Source organism: Prochlorococcus marinus str. MIT 1214 (assembly GCF_027359355.1).
GTDB classification, from domain to species: Bacteria; Cyanobacteriota; Cyanobacteriia; order PCC-6307; family Cyanobiaceae; genus Prochlorococcus_B; species Prochlorococcus_B marinus_F.
In genome coordinates, this window is sequence record NZ_CP114777.1 from 486,883 (window position 1) to 504,811 (window position 17,929).

Genomic DNA, 17,929 nt, shown 5'->3' on the forward strand with positions numbered 1-17,929 from the left:
TTATGAATGCATAGCACATGTAGTTCATCTTGATACAAAACTATCTAGTGGTATTTACTCAAATTTTTAAATCTTTTTAGTAGATATCAAAACTGAAAGATAATTCGGCAAAAAAGTTTTTTTAATAAGCTTTAAGAGGTCTCCCATAAGGGTTTCATAGAAACTTCCCATTCTCTTTCTACTGACAACATCCATAGGGCTCTTGCTTTTTCATAAGTTAACTTCTTACTTTCATATAATTCAACATGAGGAGTAATCCCGTGTAGGAACCTGTGCCTGCAGCTAGCGTAGTGAACTCTTATGTAATTAGTTCCGTCTTCATCAGGGTGCTTATCTTTAAAAAACCTGATGGCCCAGACACGATCTTTTTTTACAAGCCAACTTTCATTTTGCATTTTTAGTAGAAGCTTGGATTATCTCTTTTATGCTGTCTTGCCTTTGAATGACAACTATCTGGTGACCAACGATTTTTAATAACTTCAAGAAAATCACATATGAATTCATCTGGGCAATCAAGTTCATCCTGCAATTCAGCTAACTCATCAATAAAAAATACGAATGTTCTACTTATTAAACCTGACTTTTGCTTTTGGGACGGAATCCATTTGGCCATAACTAGAAACAATAATTAGCTAAAACAATAATTAAACTATTACTGCAGAACCTATTTGGTAAACACCTGCTATTAAAAGCAAAACAGGAAGGTTTATTAAAACTAAAAGCTTAGCTGCAGTAATTTTATTAATTGATGTCATTGCTAAAATGTTTTTAAAATATGAATCAATAATTGGGAATATAACCAGGAATAATCTATCCCTAAAGGTCGGTTCAGGTAGGGCTAACCAGTTCGGGTACAAAAAGAGGAAATCCCTCCAAAAACGTAGATTAATTCTGAATAGAGTTGAACACTAGGAGAAGTTCTATGAAACGAAATTTATTATTTTTTCATCGGCTATGTTTTTGACAGCTATGAATGCACAAGCCGAAAGTTTTTGGTTGATCCTACAAAACAGTACTTACGGAATAGAAAAAAATAGAAATGAAAAACATGTCTCAAGGCAAGGAACAAGGCAAGCAGTACACAAAAAGTTCGGGTATTCCTCGTTACTTGTGCTTAATAGGCAAATAAAAAAGTATCAAACAAAATAGCTTATTGGTGCAACTGGATAGTTAACTTGCTGGCTTTTGATTAGGAGACTAATAGAAGGTGGTTTAACAACAATCACAACCTTTGTCTCTATTATTGCATTTTCTTCAAAAGTATCAGCAATATCTCGAAGCATTAGTGCGATAAATGCAGGAGGAAATAGGGTTTATTGCATATTTAGAGTATTGCTGAGCAGTTCCCTGCATTGGTGGAATAATGATGTTATCGATTTGATCTTCAGTAGGTGACCACTTCGTTCCACATTTTTGTCACAGTTTACAGTCACCTAACAACAAAAATATAAATTGTTTTGCATGGAGTCAATATTGTAAATCCATTTACTACTTGCTTAAGCATTTGATCAAACGACACCCAATTTCATTCCACTTTTCACCTTTGCAAGAATCTTATCGTCTAAATCATTGTCTGTTTGAAGAACTAGCCACTCAATTGCACTGATAATAAAAGCTTTCATTTGCTTTTTAAAAAATTTTTTCAACATCAAAAAGAGTACTGGCTTAAATATCAAGAAAAGGAAACTAACCATTACATTACATTTATTCAGTATGGTTTTACCTCATATTCTCAAATATTGGTGTAACCACCCCAAAAAACTTCGCATTGCACTACAACATCGACTTATTTCGTTGGTTAGATTCTCTAGTACTTTGATTTTTTATCATGCTTACTCCATATCACATAATTTTATTCGCAGTCCTTTTAGTAGTTAGTTCTGCTTCAATTTTTCAAATGTCCACTGCAGAGCAAAACTAATGACATCTTTTTTCATCATTGCTATGGCTGGTTATTTCTATTTGATGGCCTGCTTATGGAGAGATTTAAGAAGAACCAAAACAAGTTGAAATTCACTTAATATTTTAATTTTCAAAATTGCTTGTTAACTTCAAAGAAGACTCAAACAAAATCTTCTTCATTATTGAGAAAAACGAATGAATAGTATTACAAGATTTTCAGCTATTGGTATACCCGCGATAATTGGGATGGGAATTGCCTGGGTCGGTAATCGAATTATTAAAAATGAAAAAGGACTCAGAGATCGCGAATTAGAACTTAAGCTTCAACTAAACAACAAATTCGATTGAACATTTTTGATTAGAAAAAAACTCAATAATGAATAATATTGGCCTAATTTTATTTGATATCGATGGGGTTATTCGTGACGTAACCAACAGCTATCGATTAGCTATCCAAGAAACTGTACATTTTTTTAGTGGGTGGAGACCCTCGATAGAAGATATTGATTCTATAAAAAGTGAAGGCTGTTGGAACAATGATTGGGATTTGAGCCTAGAAATGATCAATAGACATGTACAAAAAAACAATCTTTCTTTTTCAGCTCCGTCTAGAAAAATATTAATTGAATGCTTTGAAAACTTTTATTTTGGTGGTGATCCAAACCATGACTCTAGTGAGTGGTCAGGTTTTATTAAAGATGAAACGTTATTAGTCAAACAAACACTTTTTGATGAATTAACCCAGCGAAGAATTGGTTGGGGTTTCGTAAGTGGAGCTGAATTACCATCAGCGAAATTCGTCCTAGAGCAGAGGCTCGGCTTAGCCTCTGCACCCTTGATTTCAATGGGTGAAGCGCCAGAAAAACCTGATCCAACAGGATTTATTTCACTATCTTCTAAACTTTCAAAAAAACCATTAGGCCTTTCCAATCCTCCAATTGCATATATTGGAGATACTGTTGCAGATGTTAAAACAGTTATAAATGCTCGAATTAAGATCCCTGATCAGAAATTTATCAGTCTCGCTATTGCCCCCCCACATTTACATGTAGCTTCAAGTCGAGAGAAACGTCTCAGATATGAGGAAGAGTTGAGAAAAGCAGGTGCAGATTTGATTATTAAATCGATGGACAATTTAAAAAATGAAATTCTAAATTTATTCACAAACCAATAGACAATTCAAAATCTAGTTTTTAAATTCACGCAATTGTTCAGTTTCCCAAAGAAAAATCGATAAAAGATAATTTCTTAAATTGAATTTGTTAAAAAGGTGCTTAAAACAATTAGTTAATTTTGCTTTATAAGTCTAAAAGCACGTAACTGCAAAACGAAATCAAGCTGAAACTGCTTCAGCATTAATTACATCGTCGTCAGACATCTTTACTTCATCATCATTTGATTTCTTTTTTTGAAGAATGTAGTAAGCAGCTCCGCCAGCAACTGTTGATGAGACAATTAATCCAGAAATAAGTGTAAGTGCAACGAGTCCGCCTATCAGTCCACCTTTCAAACGAAGAAGGTTTGATTTAATTAAAAGAAGTAAAAGTAATGTTGCAGTTGCTTTTAATGAAGCGATTCTTAAAGCTGTTAAAGGCCAAAATGGATTAAAGAAAAACATTTTAAAATTTCTTTATTCAAATGTAGAGGTTTTTTTGACTTATTGAGGAATAAAAACTAGAAAATGGTGAAATTGCTTGTAGTTCCTTTAGGTGTAGCAAAGTCTTGTACAACTTCTTCGCTCATACATTCAGTTGGATAGGAGATCACATTCTTTGCCGTGAATCCTGCACCAATAGCAACGACACCAATCACAAAAATCCATTTGGATCTTTCACTTGAAATAAGTCTGTTGATCATTTACGAAAAATCATTGATTTTTATTCTGTCAAATAGTCTGAGAATTGGGTGGAAAAGATATTGATCGAGAGTTTTATCAGCATTTTGAGAAGTCATTACCCAATAAATAAAAGCCCCAATACAGAGAAGAGTTAATATTTTCGGCCAAAAGTTTTCTGGATAATTCGAATCGGAGCTGAATTGATTTTCTTTTCTCATTACTTCCAACGTATACGTTCTGGATGATCTTTTTCAATTTTCCTAAGTAGCAAAACCAAACCCACAAGACTCAATGGTCCAATGACAAGTGCAACTTGCATAAAGGTTTTTATTAAAGGATCTAAAACCGCAAAAAAATTCATTATCTCAACAACTGTCGCCACCATTACAACCAATAATCTTGAAAGTGAGTCTGGAGGAATTAAGAACATATCTTCTTACTGATTTACTTGTTGCTTTTATCTTAGTATTAGCTTGAATTTAGAAATACATTTTAATTATTTTTGGAATGTGCGGTCAACGTCCAAATATTCGCCTAGTCCGTCCTCGGGTTCCCTCTGTTAAACAACTAACCCGGTTTCAATCATTGGTAAGTTTCTTTAAAAAATATTAGTTCTTGTATTAGGAAGATTTCAATATAGTTGCTAATTTCGTATTAGCTCCAAATTAACTTAATTGACCTTCAGATCATTATTGTTATTAGCACATCTACAAGCATTTCTCATACCTATCCTTATTGGAATTAAGTCCATAAACAGATTCAAGCAAATTAGATTTCCTCTGCTACCACCTTTTGCCTTTATCTCAATAGGCCTTGCTTCAATGTTTGAGATGTTCGATCATACGACTACGGATTGGATATATGTAGATCACTCATCAATATATAATTGGCTGTTTTATTCATTTCTTTCTATTGGATTATCGTTATTTACTATTTCAGTAGCTAAAAACAAGTCGATCATAACTAGCAATATTTTGTTAATAATTGCCGCGGTTTTTTCTTATTGGTTACTAGACAAGTCAACAACTCTTTTAATTCAAGTATTAATAAGTATTCTACTTATATCGCAATGGTGGAACCGATTTAAAGATTGGGTCTTCTTTATATATCCCATCACGGGAGTAATCTTTACTACATTCTTTGGGATTCTACTTTCAAGTTCAGGCGAACAAATATGGCATGTATTTATAGGTCCATCTGGAACGATAAGTGTCTTAGCTTTTTACGCAGTTTTAAAGAGATCAAGAAAAAAAGAAATCATTTCTACTTAATAAGATATTGATCAACTTCAAGATCGCCATGACTTATTAAAATTACATTTGCAGTTATCATCTTAGGTAAGATGATTCATCCCATTACGTTGATTAATGTTTAAAAGCTAATGAGTCTGAGTTCTCATAGACAACACAAAATTTATATTGCTGCAACGATGGGGTATGGACTTGGTTCTGAAGATCCAGAAGAATTAGCGCTTTATGAGATGATCAAAAAAGAAATAGAAAAAGACTGCAAAAAAAGAAATATGGGCATTCAAAGAACTGATTAGACTCTCATTTCAGAAAGTGTCTAAAGATAGGGTAGGCATTTAACTTCGCTAACTTAAAGATCTGCGGGTGTAGTTCAGTGGTAGAACGTCAGCTTCCCAAGCTGAATGTCGCCAGTTCGAGTCTGGTCATCCGCTTAAAAAAAATTGAAACTAAATTCTAAGTGTGTGGTGTAACTCACAACAGCAAGTTCAGGTCACAGAAAACAATTGATATTGACATAATTTGATTTTAGAGATTTACATGGATAACCCCTCTAAGGAACAAATTCTTGCTGCATCCAGTGGATGGGTTGCTACAACATTAAATTTCCTTCCTGGCTTAGGTGCTGGATACCTTTACCAACGTCGCTGGATTCCTTACTTTGTAACTGTAGGAGCAGCTACAGCTTGGTTCGTTCTAGGAGCCATCTTAAATGGTGATACAGAGCCAACAAAAGCCGAACAATTAATTGGAATAGGAGGTTTATTTTTGATCTCAATCACAACAATGGTTGAATCTAAAATTGCTCATAAGAAAGCAAGATTAGTCGTAGAAGAACAGCTTCAGGCAAAGACTCCAAAGAAAAAAGGAGGTCTTTTTAGATAATCAGTCATTTAGAAAATTAATAGTGATAACAATAAAAATCATAATTGAGTTAGGAGAGGTTGAAGATATGATTAATGAGACAGAATTTTAGATAAAAATATGCAATGCTCTTTTTGTTTCATAATCATCTAATCAAATAAGTGGCTCTAGAAACAACCGTATTCAGCTTTAAGATTTCTGTTCCGTTTGAACAATGGGCAGAGGTCTATGACAGTGAAGAAAACAAACAACTTATGAAAGAAGAAAAAATTGTTTGTCTTTATAGAGGGATAAATAAAGATGATCCAAGTAGTGCCGTTGTTATAGAGCAAGCTGAAGAAGGTAAATCAATCGCAATGTTTTCCAATCCTGAAGTAAGACCTTTAATTGAGGAAGCTGGACACATTTATGATTCAACCGTCATCACTAGTTACTTACAAAGCTAATTAAAAGATGAAAAACTTTCTTTCTCTTGTTGTATTTGCTGTATTTATAAGTGGCTGTACCAAGAACACTTCTCAAGTCAGTTCCTTAAAACCAAATGTAATCTCTGAGACTCAAAGACAAAGAGATCTTTGCCTAGATTGGTATGCTTACAGAATTGAAACTGCTAAAGCAATTTCAGACCTAAATCTCAAAACAGAAAAAGAGTCGGATTTAATGGTTTATTGTGAGTTCTTTAAAAATGTAGCTGATACGAATTAACTTTTTACATGGAATTGAATTAGCATTGTAGTTTTATGTCTTGCAACCTTCTCAAGGATACAGCCTAATCAAACATACTTTACTATTCATTTTTTAGACTTATCGGCTAGTTAAAAACAAAATTTAAGAACATTAAAACTTCGAATCTATGCTAGAAATATAAATGAAAGAATCATCAAATTAAAGACTTAACCAAATAAAAAAGATCTAAATGAGCAGTACTAAAGCTATGCAGACAACTAGAACTTTCTCTGAGTTTGCAAAACAAGCTGACTACTCATTCATGGATTCTCTCGAACCTGATCCTCAGGCAACAGATGATGGTGACGACCACCTAACAAGAGAGGTCTTTTCTGGTCACTATGTACCTGTCACTCCAACAGCAATTCCAAAACCAGAATATATCGCACACAGTAAAATATTATTTAACGAGTTAGGCTTGAGCCAGGAACTTGCTCTAGATGAGCTTTTTCGTCGTCTATTCTCCGGCGACATAAGTGTTGCAACAACACCGATGAGACCAGTTGGCTGGGCTACCGGTTACGCACTATCAATCTATGGAACTGAATATACTCAGCAGTGTCCATTTGGGACAGGTAACGGCTATGGAGATGGGAGAGCTATTTCAGTATTTGAAGGTCTCTTTAATGGCAAAAGATGGGAGATGCAACTTAAAGGAGGAGGGCCAACACCATACTGCAGAGGAGCTGATGGACGAGCAGTGCTTCGTTCAAGTGTTCGTGAGTTTTTAGCGCAGGAATATATGAATTCACTCGGAGTACCAACATCACGATCTCTCACACTATATGTCTCTAAATCTGAAACAGTCCGCAGGCCTTGGTATACAAAAAACTCTAATTCAATCGATCCAGACATATTGGTAGAAACACCCGCTGCAATCTCAACACGAGTCGCACCATCATTTTTACGAGTAGGTCAGATAGAACTCTTTGCACGTCGAGTACGCAACAATGAGCATCAGGGTGCAATGAAAGAGCTCGAGATGATTGTGAAGCACTTAATCATAAGAAATTACAAGGAGGAAATTGATCCGATCCTTAGCTTTAGCGATCAAGTCGTTGAGCTCGCAAATTCATTCCGAGAACGACTCACATCATTAGTAGCTAATTGGATGCGGATTGGCTACTGTCAAGGTAATTTCAATAGTGACAATTGCGCTGCAGGTGGTTTCACCTTAGATTACGGTCCATTTGGTTTTTGCGAACTCTTCGATCCCAGATTCCAACCTTGGACAGGAGGGGGTGAGCATTTTGCATTCTTTAACCAACAAGTTGCTGCCGAAGCAAATTATCAAATGTTTTTGGGGGCGATTCGACCTCTGCTTACCGGCAACGCAAAGGCACTGGACAGGCTAGATAGCATCCGCGATGGATTTACTACAGTAATGAATCAGAAAATGGAGAACATGTGGACAAAGAAACTAGGCTTAGCCACCTATGACGCTCTTCTAGTAAATGAAATGCTACAGCTCATGGTTCACACAAAGCTCGACTACACAATCTTTTTCCGAAAACTTTCAAGTATCCCCAAAAATCTTAACGACTTAAAAGACAGTTTCTATCTACCAATTTCAGAAGAAATTGAGACAAAATGGATCAGTTGGCTACAAAGATGGCGGAATCAATTAATTAACAAAGGTGATCAAAATGAAATATCAGCAAAAATGAAAGGCATTAATCCAAAATACACATGGCGGGAATGGCTCATCACACCAGCATACGAAATGGCAGAGAAAGGCGACTATGGTCTCATAATGGAACTACAAGCTGTTTTAGAGAAACCTTACGAGGAACAATCATTAGAGGTACAGCAAAAATACGACAGACTCAAGCCCAAGAAATTCTTTGGAGCCGGTGGGATTTCCCATTACAGCTGTTCCTCATGAATCAACACCAAAATTTAAAATCTACATAGTTACGGCTTTAGAATTTAAAAACAAAGTTTAATTATCTTCAATAGGAACAACAAACATAAAAAGATTCTTTGGATGAGTTTTTTATATAGTTAACCGAACCAATCATTCTCTCGTTAAAGAAATAATTGACACATGATTGATTAGCTGTATTTAAACAATGTCCGAAGATACAAAATCTAAAATAAGAACTTTTCTTCCATTTAGTTGGTTCATTCCCGCTCTCATTTCTTTTGGAGTGATTAATTTCCACCAACTTTCTGCGGGCATTCCACCCATATCCATTTAGAACCATGTCATCACATATTCCTGAATTCTACGAATCAATAGTTGAAGCTTCCGATAGAGGAGAGTTGTGGGGGCTAGATCAATTTTCAAATAATATTAATCAACTTGAAATTAACTTTGATCCTTCTGTTTATAAATAATGCAAAACGATAAAATAAATCCTATAAACCAAGAAGATAGAGAATTACTTTCTGATTTAAAATCCACCTTTGACCTTGGGACCCAAACTATCATTGGACTAGATGAAGATGAGATAGTTGATGACCTAATAGATTTAATAACTGAATATAATGAAGATCTATAACTAGTATTAACACCTTAAATATTAATTTGTTGGATTCAGAAATTTATTTTTTAATACGATCGAATTGTAAAAATTTATTGAACTCCCGAAAGTTAAAAAGGGAAAATCTCAACTATTAATTTTTTGCCAAATAATTTCAGCATCTCTAAGAAGGTAAATAGCTTCTTTCCTGCCAACGGCTCTTTCAGCATCATTCATCAACTTAATATACCTCTCTCTCAAAGCCTGCTTTTCCATAACAACTTTGGTGAACATATGAAGCTTTTCATTTCGATCATCAAATTTGCTTTTAGCTACATTCTTTATGTAGCCATTCAAGTTTTTAGCTTTTACCCGAACGTTGTGCCTACTCATTTAACAAGATCTTGGTTACTGAATTAATTCAAATATTCTGAGAAGGGAAAATATCAACCGCGTGTAGGGTTAACCTCCAATTTTTTATTCAAAGAGTAAGCTTTACCCACTTCCACTCCATAGTCGTTCGCGAGTTCAATTAACTCTTGCAGTGACAAGTCAACTAGATAATTTCGGATACATTGATAAGCATTAAAGCTCTCAATACTTTTTCTCTCATTGAACATTGCACGAGAGATTCTTAGAGCTAAGGATTCTTTAGTGAAGAGTGCACAAAAACAACTATTAAAATGTTATTCAATTTCTGGATCTGAGTGTGTACAAATCATCTTAAAAAAAACCAAAAAATAAGCTCAATACAGCTACCCTCAAAGTCACACTCTACAGATTGACCTTCTACTATTTTATCAAAGGAATAACTATGACAGAATTAAAGAAAAACAAAAAACTTGGATTTATCCCAAAGACGTCAAAGACTTCAGAAAAAAATGAGGTAATTAAAGAACCCAAAGGAAGACTTATCTCCTGGTCTCCCTGGCCTCCTGCTAATTTCAAAACCCGTTACCCAGCATTCCCTTTAGTTACGACTGTTTTGATTTTAATAATTTTACGCTGGCTAACCTTGGCTAATTAGGAAAGAAAGTACTAGTAAATAGTGAAAAGTTATATAAGGGAAGTTGTTTTTCAAAAGTGAAAATAGGGTATTTCTCTTGGGGGGGCAGTACGCGTAGAACAGATTCCAAATTGCAAGCACTCCATCACATCATCATCATATTTTGGCTTGTAATTAGAAAACAAATCAGACATTTCACTTCCTTGAGTAGAAACCCCAGAAAAATTTCGAAATAATTGCTTTGAGAATGGCATGATTAGACATCTAAACAACCTACTTAATTTCTACTCATATTGGTTTAAGAAATCTATGGGAAGGAACACTCAATTATTTATACAGTCACGTAAAACTAATTCAATACATAGAGACAATTATCGAAGAATCAACAAGTCCTTATCTTGAAAGGCATTGTTTTATTAATACGAGGCGACTTTATCTCCACACTTTTCTTTGGCTTTTCTCGATAATAAAGGTTCCATTATTTAGATTTTTCTCTTTGACTAAAGCCATCCGGAGACTGAAGATAAGAAGTTTGTCCTAAATATGGGTCTTCTCCAAAAAGATCATTCATTTGCTTTTCTGTCATTTGTCTAGGAGCTTGAACTGTTTCAGTAGGATCTGACTCGACAAGCGTGGAATCTATTTCAACTGCATTACCAGCCGGAGGACAAAAAATGAGAAAAAGACCAAGAGAGAAAGAAACAATTCGAATTAGAAAGAAGTCATTCATTTTCTTAAAATTACCTATCGAAAGAATCGGAACTAGCGACTTGCTCAGCCGTCTTATCTTGACTTGCTTTGTCCTTATTAGATAAAGAGCATCCACCGTCACTCAATGCCAAAGCAGGCGCTTTCGTAAACGAAATGGTAAATACTAAAGGTAGAATTTTATTCATAAAAAAAATTGGAAGCAACGCAATATTAAAACCTTTTAAGAAAGTTCGTTTAACTGACTTAATTCATATCCATTCCCATTTCCATCTCATTCATAGAAACCTCACTCTGATCATTATCTAATGTTCCTACACTGATTTCAGGCAAATTTTCTTCGCTTACTTCAGGCAAGGATGGTTCAATAACTATCCCGAGAGGATTATCACCATTGTCTTCTAGAATTGACGACTCATCTATAAGAGACTTGTCTTCTTCATTAGTCAGCAATTCTGATTCTGTTAAAAGATTTTTATCTTCACTAGCTATTCTTTCACTTTTACCTTTTATTAATAATTTGGAAAGATCAACAACGTCTATGATTACTGACTTCTGACTCTTATACATATCTTGTATAACATTAATTATGTCACCAGATTTTGTGGGTTGGGAAATAAAAGCAAAACAAGACCAGCCAGCCAGAATAATTGAGATTAAGACAATAGAAATAAAAGCAGAATACATTGCTCTTATTATTGTTTTGATCATTCGATAACTTTAGATATTGTTAAATCTAGGCACATCATTTGATACTTAAAACGGTTTCTTCACACCCTGTAAAGGCGTATAAATACTTTGCGGTTTACTCTCTAGGTTTTTGTTACACGACTAGAGTAGTAATGTTAGAAGAAATTTAGGGAGCTTAATTATGTCTTTAAATCCATTTAAATATTTAATACACAATATCCAAGCATTATTCCTCAGTGATTTTCAAACTGTAAAACAAAGAAAAAATGAGGAACAGGAATGCTTACAGTTTGGTATTTGTGGTGTACAAGCCAAATCACCTAGACCAGAAGAGTTGTATTTTGGATGATAATATATTCAGCACTATGCTACTTCAGGAATATTTTCAATAAATTCATCTAATTCTTGAAATCTTCGTTCTAAATTAATGATCTTTTTGGTTTCCGTCATTTCTTCAGAGTAAAATTTTATTGGCAAATGAGAAAGCAGGTTATCACCACTCATCAATCAAGTTCCACTTAATTTTCAATCTATTAAACCTAATAATCTAAAAAAGCCAATCTCTATAACCATTAAAATGTTGTATGCCTCACTTAAAATCTTCACGGAATTCACAGAAAAATAAATTTATTAAAATAAAAAAGATCTTGAGTATTTAGTATTGAGCATTGAAACAGCATAAATACTTAGGCGTTTATTCTCTAGGTGTCATTAACCCCATAGGAGTAGAAATAAATTGTGGATCTTAGACCTCCTATGTCCTACGGAAATCGCTTTGCTCAATTGACTACAGAGGCTGCAGAAAATGCCGCTCGACTAGTTCTTAGTCAACTATCTGAAAGACTCAGTTTTTCAAAGCATACATCAAACAACGATGAAGAAATGGAGTGCTTGCAATTTGGCATATGTTCTTACCAATCTCAACCACAAAGAGTAAATTTCTAGAGTGTCTCAAATGAAATACATTGAACTGATTCTAATATTTTCGTCATTATCATTGACGTTTTTAGGTTTCTCTTTTCTCGCTATTTAAGAAAAAGTAAACCTTAAAAAATATTAGAATGAATCATTAATTGCTGAAAAGCTTAATAAGTCACTCATTATCAGAGTCCTCCAAAAGATCAGAATATTCTTGTGATTTTGGTATCGGCAACACAGAAGCGCTATTAGTTGATCTCACTAACAAGGCAGTTAATTTTGCTGTCCTTTTATTATTAATAACGTTGCTACCATGAGCTGAAACTGCTGCCCCAGCAATGAGGGCAGAGATTGGCTTCCACCAAGGCAAAGTTTTTAAGTCATTCTTTTGTACTTCAGCCATGAAAAAAGCTATCCCGATCAAAATACCAAATACAGCACCTGACCATTGGCATATTTCAGCAGAAATAGATGTGCTTTTTTCGGCGGCATTAATTTGGTCTTCCATTTCGTGAAAAATCGAATACAAGTAGTGATTTCTTAATTAATATGAAAGCACTTTTTAAACCCAATGAACATAAGTAATTAGTCCAATACAAGTTATCTGTATAACAAATGATGAGTAAAATCTAATAAAAAACAAGTAAAGATATTCCTAAAAATGAAAATGACAATGTGAAAAATATCAAAAGTAATTCAGTAGTTTTCATAACCACTCAGAATCTACTAAAAAATTTGAGTATTGTTTTTTAATTGAAATAAATATCTTCTTCTATAACTTCTTCAAAAGAAACTCCTAAAATAGGACATTTTCACTTAATCATTTCTATAACCATCTAGCATTAGAAACGAAAGCGTGAGTAAGTATTATTCGGTTTACATGGTTCGGTTTAATTTGCTCATTGCTCTATAACCTTCGTCTTAAGATCAGACAAAGAGATAGCTTTGATGTAACTAATTTGCTTATATGCACATCATGGACACCGAATAACATTTTTATTTTTAAAAGTATCTTGTAATAATTCTTTCTTATTACTTGATGCAAACCTATTTAATTCATTGCAAGTTTCCTAATCAAGAGGCACACATGAAGGGAGCTGAGGTTTTTGCTCAATATATTGAAAGTGGTTGCGAATCAGACAAGTTTGATGGTTTCGAGGTCATCAATAGAGTCGTCAATCCTGAAAGGGCAAATGGATGAGCAATTGTAAAAACTTCTGATCACAAAGCAGTTTGGGAATAGTGCCAGCATTGGTGCAAAGGGTTGGGAAATAATGTTGAGATCATTCCTCTTCTTACCGATGGTGAATATCTTGCTGTTCATAAAGAGTTGGATTAGCAATCAAAGCTTGAAATCAGAGGGGTTGTTTAAACAAACCCTCCAAATAATTTGTACTCGAAAAATAAAATTTTTTTGAAAGGTGTTTCTCGTAGAAGAAATTTTTGATAGATACTAAGTCTTAACTCAAATGGAATACCTTATCGCTAAGTACAAAAATTAAAAGTCCGATCGAAGTCATTGCAAGTAAAATTCCACCAAAAATAAGAGTATTGTTTTTGTCAGGTTTTTGTTGTTCAAAAACTTTTTGAACATTTTTGGTATTTGATTTTTTTGTCTTCTTTTTCTTACTCATCAGCTTCAGGGTTAATTATTTGATGGCCTGAAACTATATATAAACACAACTTCTCATGGCTCCCAACTTTTCTTCTAATACCAATATTATTCAACAATTAATTGTATTAGAAAAATACACTTCATTTCCCAATAATTTTGACTTGCCCCATTTTTAAACCACTAATTTCAGCTAAATCGTTTTTAATTTTCTTGGAAGTTTTCCTTTTAAGCGTTCTAAAATTCTGAGCAACAGTGCTACCCTCAGAATTCTGACCAATGACTGAAAATAAGAAATTTTTCCCTTCCCCTACTTGAGATCCCAAACGTCCACCTCCATACACGCCTCCAAGTAGAGCTGGTATACACAATATTCCTGCACTTGCACCACATACTGCAATGCCGACAACTGCTCCTGTGTAAGTACCACCAGCCGCACCTGCAACACCGAGGAGAAGATTATCTTCTTGTCGAACTGAGTACCACTGAGAAATACTATCTTTGGGAATGAAATCGGTCGGTCCTGAGAACCCCTCCTCTGAAAGAGTTATTTGACAATTAGAAACCTCAGTAATATAGTCGTCATTACTTGAAGTGGATTGACTAACATCACATAAAGCGTTATATAATTCTGCCTTTGTAGCGACTGGAGCCAATAATCCTACGATTAGCAAAGGAGAGATTAACAGTTTTGCCATTTATTACGTGAGTCGAAGTCACTATATTATTAAGTTACTTTTTGATATTACCCAACAAGTTTAATACGACCACTTAATACTTATTAAACTTTCAAACAAGTGTTACCCCTCCCCAACTCTACAGTTAGGGGACTTTGAAATATGTATGTCGAGGCAAATAGTGAGGTTATTAATCCATTTCCACTTCATAACGATAAAAAGTGAGGCATCTATATCCCTCGGAAAGATCAAAAAAGACTGTGAGCTAAAATCAACAGCAATCTTATATGATTTAAATTTCTCCTAAAAAAGGTTTTAGATCCGCAACTGTGCGTTCAACTCTATGGTTATTAAGAACTGTAATTATCTTTTTTAGAGTTAATAACTGTTTCCTCTAACGATATTTTTTATGCCTATGAGTTGACGTAGGTTTGAATCTAAAACAAAGATGAATCAATTAAATTAACTCAGAAATTATGAGAGTATGCATGTCAAAATTTTCCAGCAAATTATTCAAATAATATTGATGTGTTTCAAAATCCTATTATTATATCTACGAAATATTGAAATCTGTCATTGACTGTGGTCCGTAGTCACTGCGATTGAAATGACTCCAAAACCTCTCAATAACTTTTACTAAGCCAATATTCTAAATTTAATAATCTCGTATAAATTTGGTTCACAAATATCAAGAATCAAGATGCAAATCACCCCTTTAGCTTTAGCTTTCTCTGAGTGGGGAATAGGTAGATTCCCATTGGATTTGATTGTGTTCCTATCTGTGGTACTGATTTTTGCTTTGCCAGCAGGTATTAATCGAAAAAAGATTTTTGTTGAGGGTGATGCGTTCACTACTAGGTTAAAAAGCTAGAAAGGAACTCATCATGGTCCTATCAAATCAATAAGAATAACAAGCGCTTAGATAGTGGTCATGTAAGAAAGAAAACCAATAGGGATAAAAAGTAAGGCAGCAATAGTAAAACGAACAAATTTTCCTGTGCCTGAATCTCTTGAATAATCCGTAAAATGCTTGGAGTTGTTCCATTCGGACCAATTTTTAGGGCTCTTAGATGAGGTCATGTTTTAATAATTAAATTACGTAAAACTACAGTCAAGATTAAAGGTATTTAACCTAATCTCACATACACAATAAAAACAACATTCCCTACAAGGTGGTTCGGTCGTGGTAGTGCTAACCCTAGAGATGAATTCATTTTATTAAGACTTTAACTTTCCACAAAATTTGGATCTAATCACTAGAACGGCTATTTATGACTGTTTTTATTGACCATGACAAATACATTTACCACCCTTCCAGGCAGAGCATTTCTTCTTTTTGCACTTCTTTTTTTTCTTCTTATCTCCCATAAGAATTAAAATTTATTTTTTGATTTTAGTAGACGATAATGTGCTTGTTAGAGTATCAAATTTAAAGTTTTTATCAAGAAATTAATCTATCAACTTTATCAGTAATAAACGAACTCCTTTAATAAATAAGTTGAATTCAATTTTTATTGGCTGGAATATTGAACACAGAATCAATCACACAAACCACAAAATAGAAACAAAGAGTCAAGAAAAATATTTATCTTTAACTACATATGGCAGATAAAAAATATCTGATGAAAAATTAGTAGCTAATCAAATAACTGCAATGACTGCTGTTTCATTAGAAAAAGTTCATATTGTTACTTTCAATACAATCAATTTTACTAGTTTGATACATCCTTCTATCCAAGGACATGAAGATTATGACTAAAAAACTCACCTATCGGTATGCATTCACATTATTGAAGATGAAGAATGCTGAAGGCAGAAACGAATATATGGATTTAGCAAAAGAAGCAAATCTCATATGGCATCAAATAGTTAGCCAAAAATCAAAAAACACTCCTCGTATTAACTGCAGAGCATAGTTGCTTGATTAATATTCTTTAATCAAGCAAAAGCAGGATTTTTCTCTACAAAAGTATTTTTTGCAATTTCAATAAATTGAAGAAATTTATTTTTGACAAAGGACCAAAGGCCAAGATCAAAAAGGATGTGCAAAACAAGGGAAATGCAAAAAACCGCATAAAAAATCAGGTGGCAAATAAAAGTATTTATAAAATCATTTACCTCGTTTTCCTTAATTACTTCTGTTTCATTCAAATTTGATGAAACGAAATCAGCAAATGAATTTACACTTGCTGATTCAACCAACCCATACTGGATCAATTCCTGATCTTTTACTGTTTCAGTAGCAGTAGTAGCAGTCATCACCTAAGCCTTAATTAGATCTACCATACTTTCTTATTCATAAGTTTGGCTTATGCCTTAATTATTTCGTTTTAAATCTTGTTCAAATAAGTCATTGTTTCTAGATCTTTCTGCATCATCATTGGAACTTTTTGCACATCAAACCTGTTTTTTATTTTAGAAATCTTTTTTTTCAAGAAAGCTGTAATGGACATAAAATCATTAAATTTGTTTCTATTAAATCAAGAGATCAAAAAGATTCAATCCGTATGAATTACCAAAAAAAATGGGGGATTAGCCCCCCAAAGAAATCGTCTGTAAACTTCTTTTTCTACTTTGTAAAAAGAGAGCTCTTAACTCCAGCTTGTTCCCACTTTTTGATAGTTGGCCTTAAGAATGACATGGGTAGAGCTGTCAAAATTGCAAATGAAACAACAAGAATTAAGTCAGTGGTGAAATGATTTATTCCTAGATCTGTTCCAGCAAGCCAGAGCCAAGGAAATGCAGAAGCAAATAAAGTAGTTAGCATAAATTCTCTTAAATTAAGCCAGAGCATATAAGAGCATTGTGTTAATTTTATTCATTGCTTAGTAAAAATTATCACTACCTTTACTCATTGTTCGGAATGCATTTACAGATATACAAAAGGTCAGACTTCATTTGATCAACAATTCAGACCTTTCAGAAATCCATAGGTACACAAAAAAGGATTGCGATTAGAACAATCCCAAAAGGTGGGAGCAGAGCAGCATCAACAAGAATACCTGCATTTATTATGTTAAAGACAGCAACTATTAATAAGCAAGACATCAAGACCAACTCACTTAACTAAATTTTTCTAGCAGAATGGAAATCTCTTATGGAACTGGAAATAATTAATTAAAAGCCCATACATAAATCTAATGCTGCAACAACATCAAATAAGCCAATAACATACAACAATGTTTCTGCTGCAAAGGTGAAGCAATCCTTTCCACTGAGAAAACCAACAAGCTTGCAAAGTACACTCAATAGCTAATGAAAAACCAAGTGGCTTTAA

Annotated in this window: 39 protein-coding genes and 1 tRNA gene; 17 read left to right on the forward strand and 23 right to left on the reverse strand. The window is 34.0% G+C overall.

Features of this window, described 5'->3' with window-relative positions; all coding sequences use genetic code 11:
• Positions 1–131: 131 nt before the first annotated feature.
• From O5639_RS02915 to O5639_RS02930, 4 genes are all read right to left on the reverse strand, one after another.
• The gene (locus O5639_RS02915; RefSeq protein ID WP_269624994.1) at positions 132–395 is read right to left on the reverse strand and encodes a DUF1651 domain-containing protein; all 264 of its coding nucleotides are present in this window, start codon (positions 393–395) and stop codon (positions 132–134) included.
• Positions 396–397: 2 nt separating this feature from the next.
• Complete coding sequence (locus tag O5639_RS02920; protein ID WP_269624995.1) at positions 398–613, reverse strand: hypothetical protein; 216 nt, start codon at positions 611–613, stop codon at positions 398–400.
• Positions 614–644: 31 nt separating this feature from the next.
• A complete protein-coding gene (locus O5639_RS02925) occupies positions 645–857 on the reverse strand; it encodes a hypothetical protein (protein ID WP_269624996.1) in 213 nt (70 codons plus the stop codon).
• A 279-nt stretch (positions 858–1,136) separates the two neighbouring features.
• Positions 1,137–1,283, reverse strand: coding sequence for a hypothetical protein (locus O5639_RS02930; RefSeq protein WP_269624997.1), 147 nt, complete (start codon positions 1,281–1,283; stop codon positions 1,137–1,139).
• Positions 1,284–2,097: 814 nt separating this feature from the next.
• On the opposite strand from O5639_RS02930, the gene O5639_RS02935 reads away from it, so the two are divergent.
• Both O5639_RS02935 and O5639_RS02940 read left to right on the forward strand, forming a co-directional pair.
• Complete coding sequence (locus O5639_RS02935; RefSeq protein WP_269624998.1) at positions 2,098–2,250, forward strand: hypothetical protein; 153 nt, start codon at positions 2,098–2,100, stop codon at positions 2,248–2,250.
• Between the two features lie 28 nt (positions 2,251–2,278).
• Positions 2,279–3,076 carry a TIGR01548 family HAD-type hydrolase gene (locus O5639_RS02940; RefSeq protein WP_269624999.1) on the forward strand — a complete coding sequence of 266 codons (798 nt, stop codon included), beginning with the start codon at positions 2,279–2,281 and terminating at the stop codon, positions 3,074–3,076.
• Between the two features lie 159 nt (positions 3,077–3,235).
• Here the strand turns inward: O5639_RS02940 and O5639_RS02945 are convergent, their stop codons facing one another.
• The 3 genes from O5639_RS02945 to O5639_RS02955 form a co-directional block, all read right to left on the reverse strand.
• Entirely contained in the window at positions 3,236–3,520 is a 285-nt protein-coding gene (locus O5639_RS02945) for a hypothetical protein (RefSeq protein WP_269625000.1), read from the reverse strand.
• Positions 3,521–3,576: 56 nt separating this feature from the next.
• Entirely contained in the window at positions 3,577–3,759 is a 183-nt protein-coding gene (locus O5639_RS02950) for a hypothetical protein (protein ID WP_269625001.1), read from the reverse strand.
• Between the two features lie 197 nt (positions 3,760–3,956).
• Complete coding sequence (locus tag O5639_RS02955) at positions 3,957–4,169, reverse strand: hypothetical protein (RefSeq protein WP_269625002.1); 213 nt, start codon at positions 4,167–4,169, stop codon at positions 3,957–3,959.
• A 391-nt stretch (positions 4,170–4,560) separates the two neighbouring features.
• Between O5639_RS02955 and O5639_RS02960 the strand changes: the two genes are divergently transcribed.
• From O5639_RS02960 to O5639_RS02990, 7 genes are all read left to right on the forward strand, one after another.
• Positions 4,561–5,010 (forward strand): hypothetical protein, encoded by a 450-nt coding sequence (locus O5639_RS02960; protein ID WP_269625003.1) that lies wholly within the window; start codon positions 4,561–4,563, stop codon positions 5,008–5,010.
• A gap of 110 nt (positions 5,011–5,120) precedes the next feature.
• A complete protein-coding gene (locus tag O5639_RS02965) occupies positions 5,121–5,285 on the forward strand; it encodes a hypothetical protein (protein WP_269625004.1) in 165 nt (54 codons plus the stop codon).
• A 63-nt stretch (positions 5,286–5,348) separates the two neighbouring features.
• Positions 5,349–5,420 (forward strand) — tRNA-Gly (locus tag O5639_RS02970).
• Positions 5,421–5,526: 106 nt separating this feature from the next.
• Positions 5,527–5,871: a hypothetical protein gene (locus tag O5639_RS02975; RefSeq protein ID WP_269625005.1), complete on the forward strand. Its 345-nt coding sequence runs from the start codon at positions 5,527–5,529 to the stop codon at positions 5,869–5,871.
• Positions 5,872–6,011: 140 nt separating this feature from the next.
• Positions 6,012–6,296 carry a DUF3764 family protein gene (locus O5639_RS02980; protein WP_269625006.1) on the forward strand — a complete coding sequence of 95 codons (285 nt, stop codon included), beginning with the start codon at positions 6,012–6,014 and terminating at the stop codon, positions 6,294–6,296.
• Between the two features lie 7 nt (positions 6,297–6,303).
• Positions 6,304–6,555, forward strand: coding sequence for a hypothetical protein (locus O5639_RS02985; RefSeq protein ID WP_269625007.1), 252 nt, complete (start codon positions 6,304–6,306; stop codon positions 6,553–6,555).
• Positions 6,556–6,766: 211 nt separating this feature from the next.
• Entirely contained in the window at positions 6,767–8,461 is a 1,695-nt protein-coding gene (locus tag O5639_RS02990) for a protein adenylyltransferase SelO (RefSeq protein ID WP_269625008.1), read from the forward strand.
• Positions 8,462–8,641: 180 nt separating this feature from the next.
• Here the strand turns inward: O5639_RS02990 and O5639_RS02995 are convergent, their stop codons facing one another.
• A complete protein-coding gene (locus O5639_RS02995) occupies positions 8,642–8,773 on the reverse strand; it encodes a hypothetical protein (protein WP_269625009.1) in 132 nt (43 codons plus the stop codon).
• An 8-nt stretch (positions 8,774–8,781) separates the two neighbouring features.
• Here O5639_RS02995 and O5639_RS03000 point away from each other — a divergent pair, with 8 nt between their 5' ends.
• Together O5639_RS03000 and O5639_RS03005 are read left to right on the forward strand one after the other, a co-directional pair.
• A complete protein-coding gene (locus tag O5639_RS03000; RefSeq protein ID WP_269625010.1) occupies positions 8,782–8,916 on the forward strand; it encodes a hypothetical protein in 135 nt (44 codons plus the stop codon).
• Positions 8,916–9,080: a hypothetical protein gene (locus O5639_RS03005; protein WP_269625011.1), complete on the forward strand. Its 165-nt coding sequence runs from the start codon at positions 8,916–8,918 to the stop codon at positions 9,078–9,080. Before O5639_RS03000 ends, O5639_RS03005 begins: the two co-directional genes overlap by 1 nt.
• Before the next feature lie 108 nt (positions 9,081–9,188).
• Here O5639_RS03005 and O5639_RS03010 read toward each other — a convergent pair whose 3' ends face one another.
• Together O5639_RS03010 and O5639_RS03015 are read right to left on the reverse strand one after the other, a co-directional pair.
• On the reverse strand, positions 9,189–9,434 hold the full coding sequence (locus O5639_RS03010; protein ID WP_269625012.1) for a hypothetical protein: 246 nt from the start codon (positions 9,432–9,434) through the stop codon (positions 9,189–9,191).
• Between the two features lie 53 nt (positions 9,435–9,487).
• Positions 9,488–9,661 (reverse strand): hypothetical protein, encoded by a 174-nt coding sequence (locus tag O5639_RS03015; protein WP_269625013.1) that lies wholly within the window; start codon positions 9,659–9,661, stop codon positions 9,488–9,490.
• 194 nt (positions 9,662–9,855) lie between these two features.
• Here O5639_RS03015 and O5639_RS03020 point away from each other — a divergent pair, with 194 nt between their 5' ends.
• Positions 9,856–10,068, forward strand: coding sequence for a hypothetical protein (locus O5639_RS03020; protein WP_269625014.1), 213 nt, complete (start codon positions 9,856–9,858; stop codon positions 10,066–10,068).
• A gap of 50 nt (positions 10,069–10,118) precedes the next feature.
• Here the strand turns inward: O5639_RS03020 and O5639_RS03025 are convergent, their stop codons facing one another.
• The 4 genes from O5639_RS03025 to O5639_RS03040 all read right to left on the reverse strand — a co-directional run bounded on the left by O5639_RS03025 (position 10,119) and on the right by O5639_RS03040 (position 11,466).
• Positions 10,119–10,301, reverse strand: coding sequence for a hypothetical protein (locus tag O5639_RS03025; RefSeq protein WP_269625015.1), 183 nt, complete (start codon positions 10,299–10,301; stop codon positions 10,119–10,121).
• A gap of 224 nt (positions 10,302–10,525) precedes the next feature.
• On the reverse strand, positions 10,526–10,777 hold the full coding sequence (locus tag O5639_RS03030) for a hypothetical protein (RefSeq protein WP_269625016.1): 252 nt from the start codon (positions 10,775–10,777) through the stop codon (positions 10,526–10,528).
• A 10-nt stretch (positions 10,778–10,787) separates the two neighbouring features.
• On the reverse strand, positions 10,788–10,943 hold the full coding sequence (locus O5639_RS03035; RefSeq protein ID WP_269625017.1) for a hypothetical protein: 156 nt from the start codon (positions 10,941–10,943) through the stop codon (positions 10,788–10,790).
• A gap of 58 nt (positions 10,944–11,001) precedes the next feature.
• Positions 11,002–11,466, reverse strand: a complete 465-nt coding sequence (locus O5639_RS03040; protein WP_269625018.1) for a hypothetical protein — start codon at positions 11,464–11,466, stop codon at positions 11,002–11,004.
• Positions 11,467–11,626: 160 nt separating this feature from the next.
• On the opposite strand from O5639_RS03040, the gene O5639_RS03045 reads away from it, so the two are divergent.
• A complete protein-coding gene (locus tag O5639_RS03045) occupies positions 11,627–11,794 on the forward strand; it encodes a hypothetical protein (protein ID WP_269625019.1) in 168 nt (55 codons plus the stop codon).
• A 14-nt stretch (positions 11,795–11,808) separates the two neighbouring features.
• Here the strand turns inward: O5639_RS03045 and O5639_RS03050 are convergent, their stop codons facing one another.
• Entirely contained in the window at positions 11,809–11,949 is a 141-nt protein-coding gene (locus O5639_RS03050; RefSeq protein WP_269625020.1) for a hypothetical protein, read from the reverse strand.
• A 252-nt stretch (positions 11,950–12,201) separates the two neighbouring features.
• Here O5639_RS03050 and O5639_RS03055 point away from each other — a divergent pair, with 252 nt between their 5' ends.
• Complete coding sequence (locus tag O5639_RS03055; protein WP_269625021.1) at positions 12,202–12,390, forward strand: hypothetical protein; 189 nt, start codon at positions 12,202–12,204, stop codon at positions 12,388–12,390.
• A gap of 148 nt (positions 12,391–12,538) precedes the next feature.
• On the opposite strand, the gene O5639_RS03060 is transcribed toward O5639_RS03055, so the two are convergent.
• Positions 12,539–12,871 carry a hypothetical protein gene (locus tag O5639_RS03060; protein ID WP_269625022.1) on the reverse strand — a complete coding sequence of 111 codons (333 nt, stop codon included), beginning with the start codon at positions 12,869–12,871 and terminating at the stop codon, positions 12,539–12,541.
• 531 nt (positions 12,872–13,402) lie between these two features.
• Between O5639_RS03060 and O5639_RS03065 the strand changes: the two genes are divergently transcribed.
• Positions 13,403–13,564, forward strand: coding sequence for a DUF3303 family protein (locus O5639_RS03065; RefSeq protein ID WP_269625023.1), 162 nt, complete (start codon positions 13,403–13,405; stop codon positions 13,562–13,564).
• Between the two features lie 259 nt (positions 13,565–13,823).
• Here O5639_RS03065 and O5639_RS03070 read toward each other — a convergent pair whose 3' ends face one another.
• Both O5639_RS03070 and O5639_RS03075 read right to left on the reverse strand, forming a co-directional pair.
• Positions 13,824–13,997, reverse strand: coding sequence for a hypothetical protein (locus tag O5639_RS03070; protein ID WP_269625024.1), 174 nt, complete (start codon positions 13,995–13,997; stop codon positions 13,824–13,826).
• 121 nt (positions 13,998–14,118) lie between these two features.
• Positions 14,119–14,673 (reverse strand): hypothetical protein, encoded by a 555-nt coding sequence (locus O5639_RS03075; RefSeq protein WP_269625025.1) that lies wholly within the window; start codon positions 14,671–14,673, stop codon positions 14,119–14,121.
• A gap of 679 nt (positions 14,674–15,352) precedes the next feature.
• Between O5639_RS03075 and O5639_RS03080 the strand changes: the two genes are divergently transcribed.
• Complete coding sequence (locus tag O5639_RS03080) at positions 15,353–15,523, forward strand: hypothetical protein (RefSeq protein ID WP_269625026.1); 171 nt, start codon at positions 15,353–15,355, stop codon at positions 15,521–15,523.
• Positions 15,524–15,570: 47 nt separating this feature from the next.
• Here O5639_RS03080 and O5639_RS03085 read toward each other — a convergent pair whose 3' ends face one another.
• The gene (locus O5639_RS03085) at positions 15,571–15,732 is read right to left on the reverse strand and encodes a hypothetical protein (RefSeq protein ID WP_269625027.1); all 162 of its coding nucleotides are present in this window, start codon (positions 15,730–15,732) and stop codon (positions 15,571–15,573) included.
• A gap of 671 nt (positions 15,733–16,403) precedes the next feature.
• On the opposite strand from O5639_RS03085, the gene O5639_RS03090 reads away from it, so the two are divergent.
• Positions 16,404–16,568, forward strand: coding sequence for a hypothetical protein (locus O5639_RS03090; protein ID WP_269625028.1), 165 nt, complete (start codon positions 16,404–16,406; stop codon positions 16,566–16,568).
• 22 nt (positions 16,569–16,590) lie between these two features.
• Here the strand turns inward: O5639_RS03090 and O5639_RS03095 are convergent, their stop codons facing one another.
• From O5639_RS03095 to O5639_RS03110, 4 genes are all read right to left on the reverse strand, one after another.
• Entirely contained in the window at positions 16,591–16,911 is a 321-nt protein-coding gene (locus O5639_RS03095; RefSeq protein ID WP_269625029.1) for a hypothetical protein, read from the reverse strand.
• A 310-nt stretch (positions 16,912–17,221) separates the two neighbouring features.
• A complete protein-coding gene (locus tag O5639_RS03100; RefSeq protein ID WP_269625030.1) occupies positions 17,222–17,419 on the reverse strand; it encodes a hypothetical protein in 198 nt (65 codons plus the stop codon).
• Between the two features lie 152 nt (positions 17,420–17,571).
• On the reverse strand, positions 17,572–17,700 hold the full coding sequence (locus tag O5639_RS03105; RefSeq protein ID WP_269625031.1) for a hypothetical protein: 129 nt from the start codon (positions 17,698–17,700) through the stop codon (positions 17,572–17,574).
• Between the two features lie 69 nt (positions 17,701–17,769).
• On the reverse strand, positions 17,770–17,901 hold the full coding sequence (locus O5639_RS03110; RefSeq protein WP_269625032.1) for a hypothetical protein: 132 nt from the start codon (positions 17,899–17,901) through the stop codon (positions 17,770–17,772).
• Positions 17,902–17,929 lie beyond the last annotated feature (28 nt).

Bases quoted from the DNA above. Each gene is read 5' to 3' on its own strand.
- O5639_RS02915 (WP_269624994.1), bottom strand. From the start codon at position 395: ATGCAAAATGAAAGTTGGCTTGTAAAAAAAGATCGTGTCTGGGCCATC.
- O5639_RS02920 (WP_269624995.1), bottom strand. From the start codon at position 613: ATGGCCAAATGGATTCCGTCCCAAAAGCAAAAGTCAGGTTTAATAAGT.
- O5639_RS02930 (WP_269624997.1), bottom strand. From the start codon at position 1,283: ATGCTTCGAGATATTGCTGATACTTTTGAAGAAAATGCAATAATAGAG.
- O5639_RS02935 (WP_269624998.1), top strand. From the start codon at position 2,098: ATGAATAGTATTACAAGATTTTCAGCTATTGGTATACCCGCGATAATT.
- O5639_RS02940 (WP_269624999.1), top strand. From the start codon at position 2,279: ATGAATAATATTGGCCTAATTTTATTTGATATCGATGGGGTTATTCGT.
- O5639_RS02945 (WP_269625000.1), bottom strand. From the start codon at position 3,520: ATGTTTTTCTTTAATCCATTTTGGCCTTTAACAGCTTTAAGAATCGCT.
- O5639_RS02950 (WP_269625001.1), bottom strand. From the start codon at position 3,759: ATGATCAACAGACTTATTTCAAGTGAAAGATCCAAATGGATTTTTGTG.
- O5639_RS02955 (WP_269625002.1), bottom strand. From the start codon at position 4,169: ATGTTCTTAATTCCTCCAGACTCACTTTCAAGATTATTGGTTGTAATG.
- O5639_RS02960 (WP_269625003.1), top strand. From the start codon at position 4,561: ATGTTTGAGATGTTCGATCATACGACTACGGATTGGATATATGTAGAT.
- O5639_RS02965 (WP_269625004.1), top strand. From the start codon at position 5,121: ATGAGTCTGAGTTCTCATAGACAACACAAAATTTATATTGCTGCAACG.
- O5639_RS02975 (WP_269625005.1), top strand. From the start codon at position 5,527: ATGGATAACCCCTCTAAGGAACAAATTCTTGCTGCATCCAGTGGATGG.
- O5639_RS02985 (WP_269625007.1), top strand. From the start codon at position 6,304: ATGAAAAACTTTCTTTCTCTTGTTGTATTTGCTGTATTTATAAGTGGC.
- O5639_RS02990 (WP_269625008.1), top strand. From the start codon at position 6,767: ATGAGCAGTACTAAAGCTATGCAGACAACTAGAACTTTCTCTGAGTTT.
- O5639_RS02995 (WP_269625009.1), bottom strand. From the start codon at position 8,773: ATGGATATGGGTGGAATGCCCGCAGAAAGTTGGTGGAAATTAATCACT.
- O5639_RS03000 (WP_269625010.1), top strand. From the start codon at position 8,782: ATGTCATCACATATTCCTGAATTCTACGAATCAATAGTTGAAGCTTCC.
- O5639_RS03005 (WP_269625011.1), top strand. From the start codon at position 8,916: ATGCAAAACGATAAAATAAATCCTATAAACCAAGAAGATAGAGAATTA.
- O5639_RS03010 (WP_269625012.1), bottom strand. From the start codon at position 9,434: ATGAGTAGGCACAACGTTCGGGTAAAAGCTAAAAACTTGAATGGCTAC.
- O5639_RS03015 (WP_269625013.1), bottom strand. From the start codon at position 9,661: ATGTTCAATGAGAGAAAAAGTATTGAGAGCTTTAATGCTTATCAATGT.
- O5639_RS03020 (WP_269625014.1), top strand. From the start codon at position 9,856: ATGACAGAATTAAAGAAAAACAAAAAACTTGGATTTATCCCAAAGACG.
- O5639_RS03025 (WP_269625015.1), bottom strand. From the start codon at position 10,301: ATGCCATTCTCAAAGCAATTATTTCGAAATTTTTCTGGGGTTTCTACT.
- O5639_RS03030 (WP_269625016.1), bottom strand. From the start codon at position 10,777: ATGAATGACTTCTTTCTAATTCGAATTGTTTCTTTCTCTCTTGGTCTT.
- O5639_RS03035 (WP_269625017.1), bottom strand. From the start codon at position 10,943: ATGAATAAAATTCTACCTTTAGTATTTACCATTTCGTTTACGAAAGCG.
- O5639_RS03040 (WP_269625018.1), bottom strand. From the start codon at position 11,466: ATGATCAAAACAATAATAAGAGCAATGTATTCTGCTTTTATTTCTATT.
- O5639_RS03045 (WP_269625019.1), top strand. From the start codon at position 11,627: ATGTCTTTAAATCCATTTAAATATTTAATACACAATATCCAAGCATTA.
- O5639_RS03050 (WP_269625020.1), bottom strand. From the start codon at position 11,949: ATGAGTGGTGATAACCTGCTTTCTCATTTGCCAATAAAATTTTACTCT.
- O5639_RS03055 (WP_269625021.1), top strand. From the start codon at position 12,202: ATGTCCTACGGAAATCGCTTTGCTCAATTGACTACAGAGGCTGCAGAA.
- O5639_RS03060 (WP_269625022.1), bottom strand. From the start codon at position 12,871: ATGGAAGACCAAATTAATGCCGCCGAAAAAAGCACATCTATTTCTGCT.
- O5639_RS03065 (WP_269625023.1), top strand. From the start codon at position 13,403: ATGCAAACCTATTTAATTCATTGCAAGTTTCCTAATCAAGAGGCACAC.
- O5639_RS03070 (WP_269625024.1), bottom strand. From the start codon at position 13,997: ATGAGTAAGAAAAAGAAGACAAAAAAATCAAATACCAAAAATGTTCAA.
- O5639_RS03075 (WP_269625025.1), bottom strand. From the start codon at position 14,673: ATGGCAAAACTGTTAATCTCTCCTTTGCTAATCGTAGGATTATTGGCT.
- O5639_RS03080 (WP_269625026.1), top strand. From the start codon at position 15,353: ATGCAAATCACCCCTTTAGCTTTAGCTTTCTCTGAGTGGGGAATAGGT.
- O5639_RS03085 (WP_269625027.1), bottom strand. From the start codon at position 15,732: ATGACCTCATCTAAGAGCCCTAAAAATTGGTCCGAATGGAACAACTCC.
- O5639_RS03090 (WP_269625028.1), top strand. From the start codon at position 16,404: ATGACTAAAAAACTCACCTATCGGTATGCATTCACATTATTGAAGATG.
- O5639_RS03095 (WP_269625029.1), bottom strand. From the start codon at position 16,911: ATGACTGCTACTACTGCTACTGAAACAGTAAAAGATCAGGAATTGATC.
- O5639_RS03100 (WP_269625030.1), bottom strand. From the start codon at position 17,419: ATGCTAACTACTTTATTTGCTTCTGCATTTCCTTGGCTCTGGCTTGCT.
- O5639_RS03105 (WP_269625031.1), bottom strand. From the start codon at position 17,700: ATGTCTTGCTTATTAATAGTTGCTGTCTTTAACATAATAAATGCAGGT.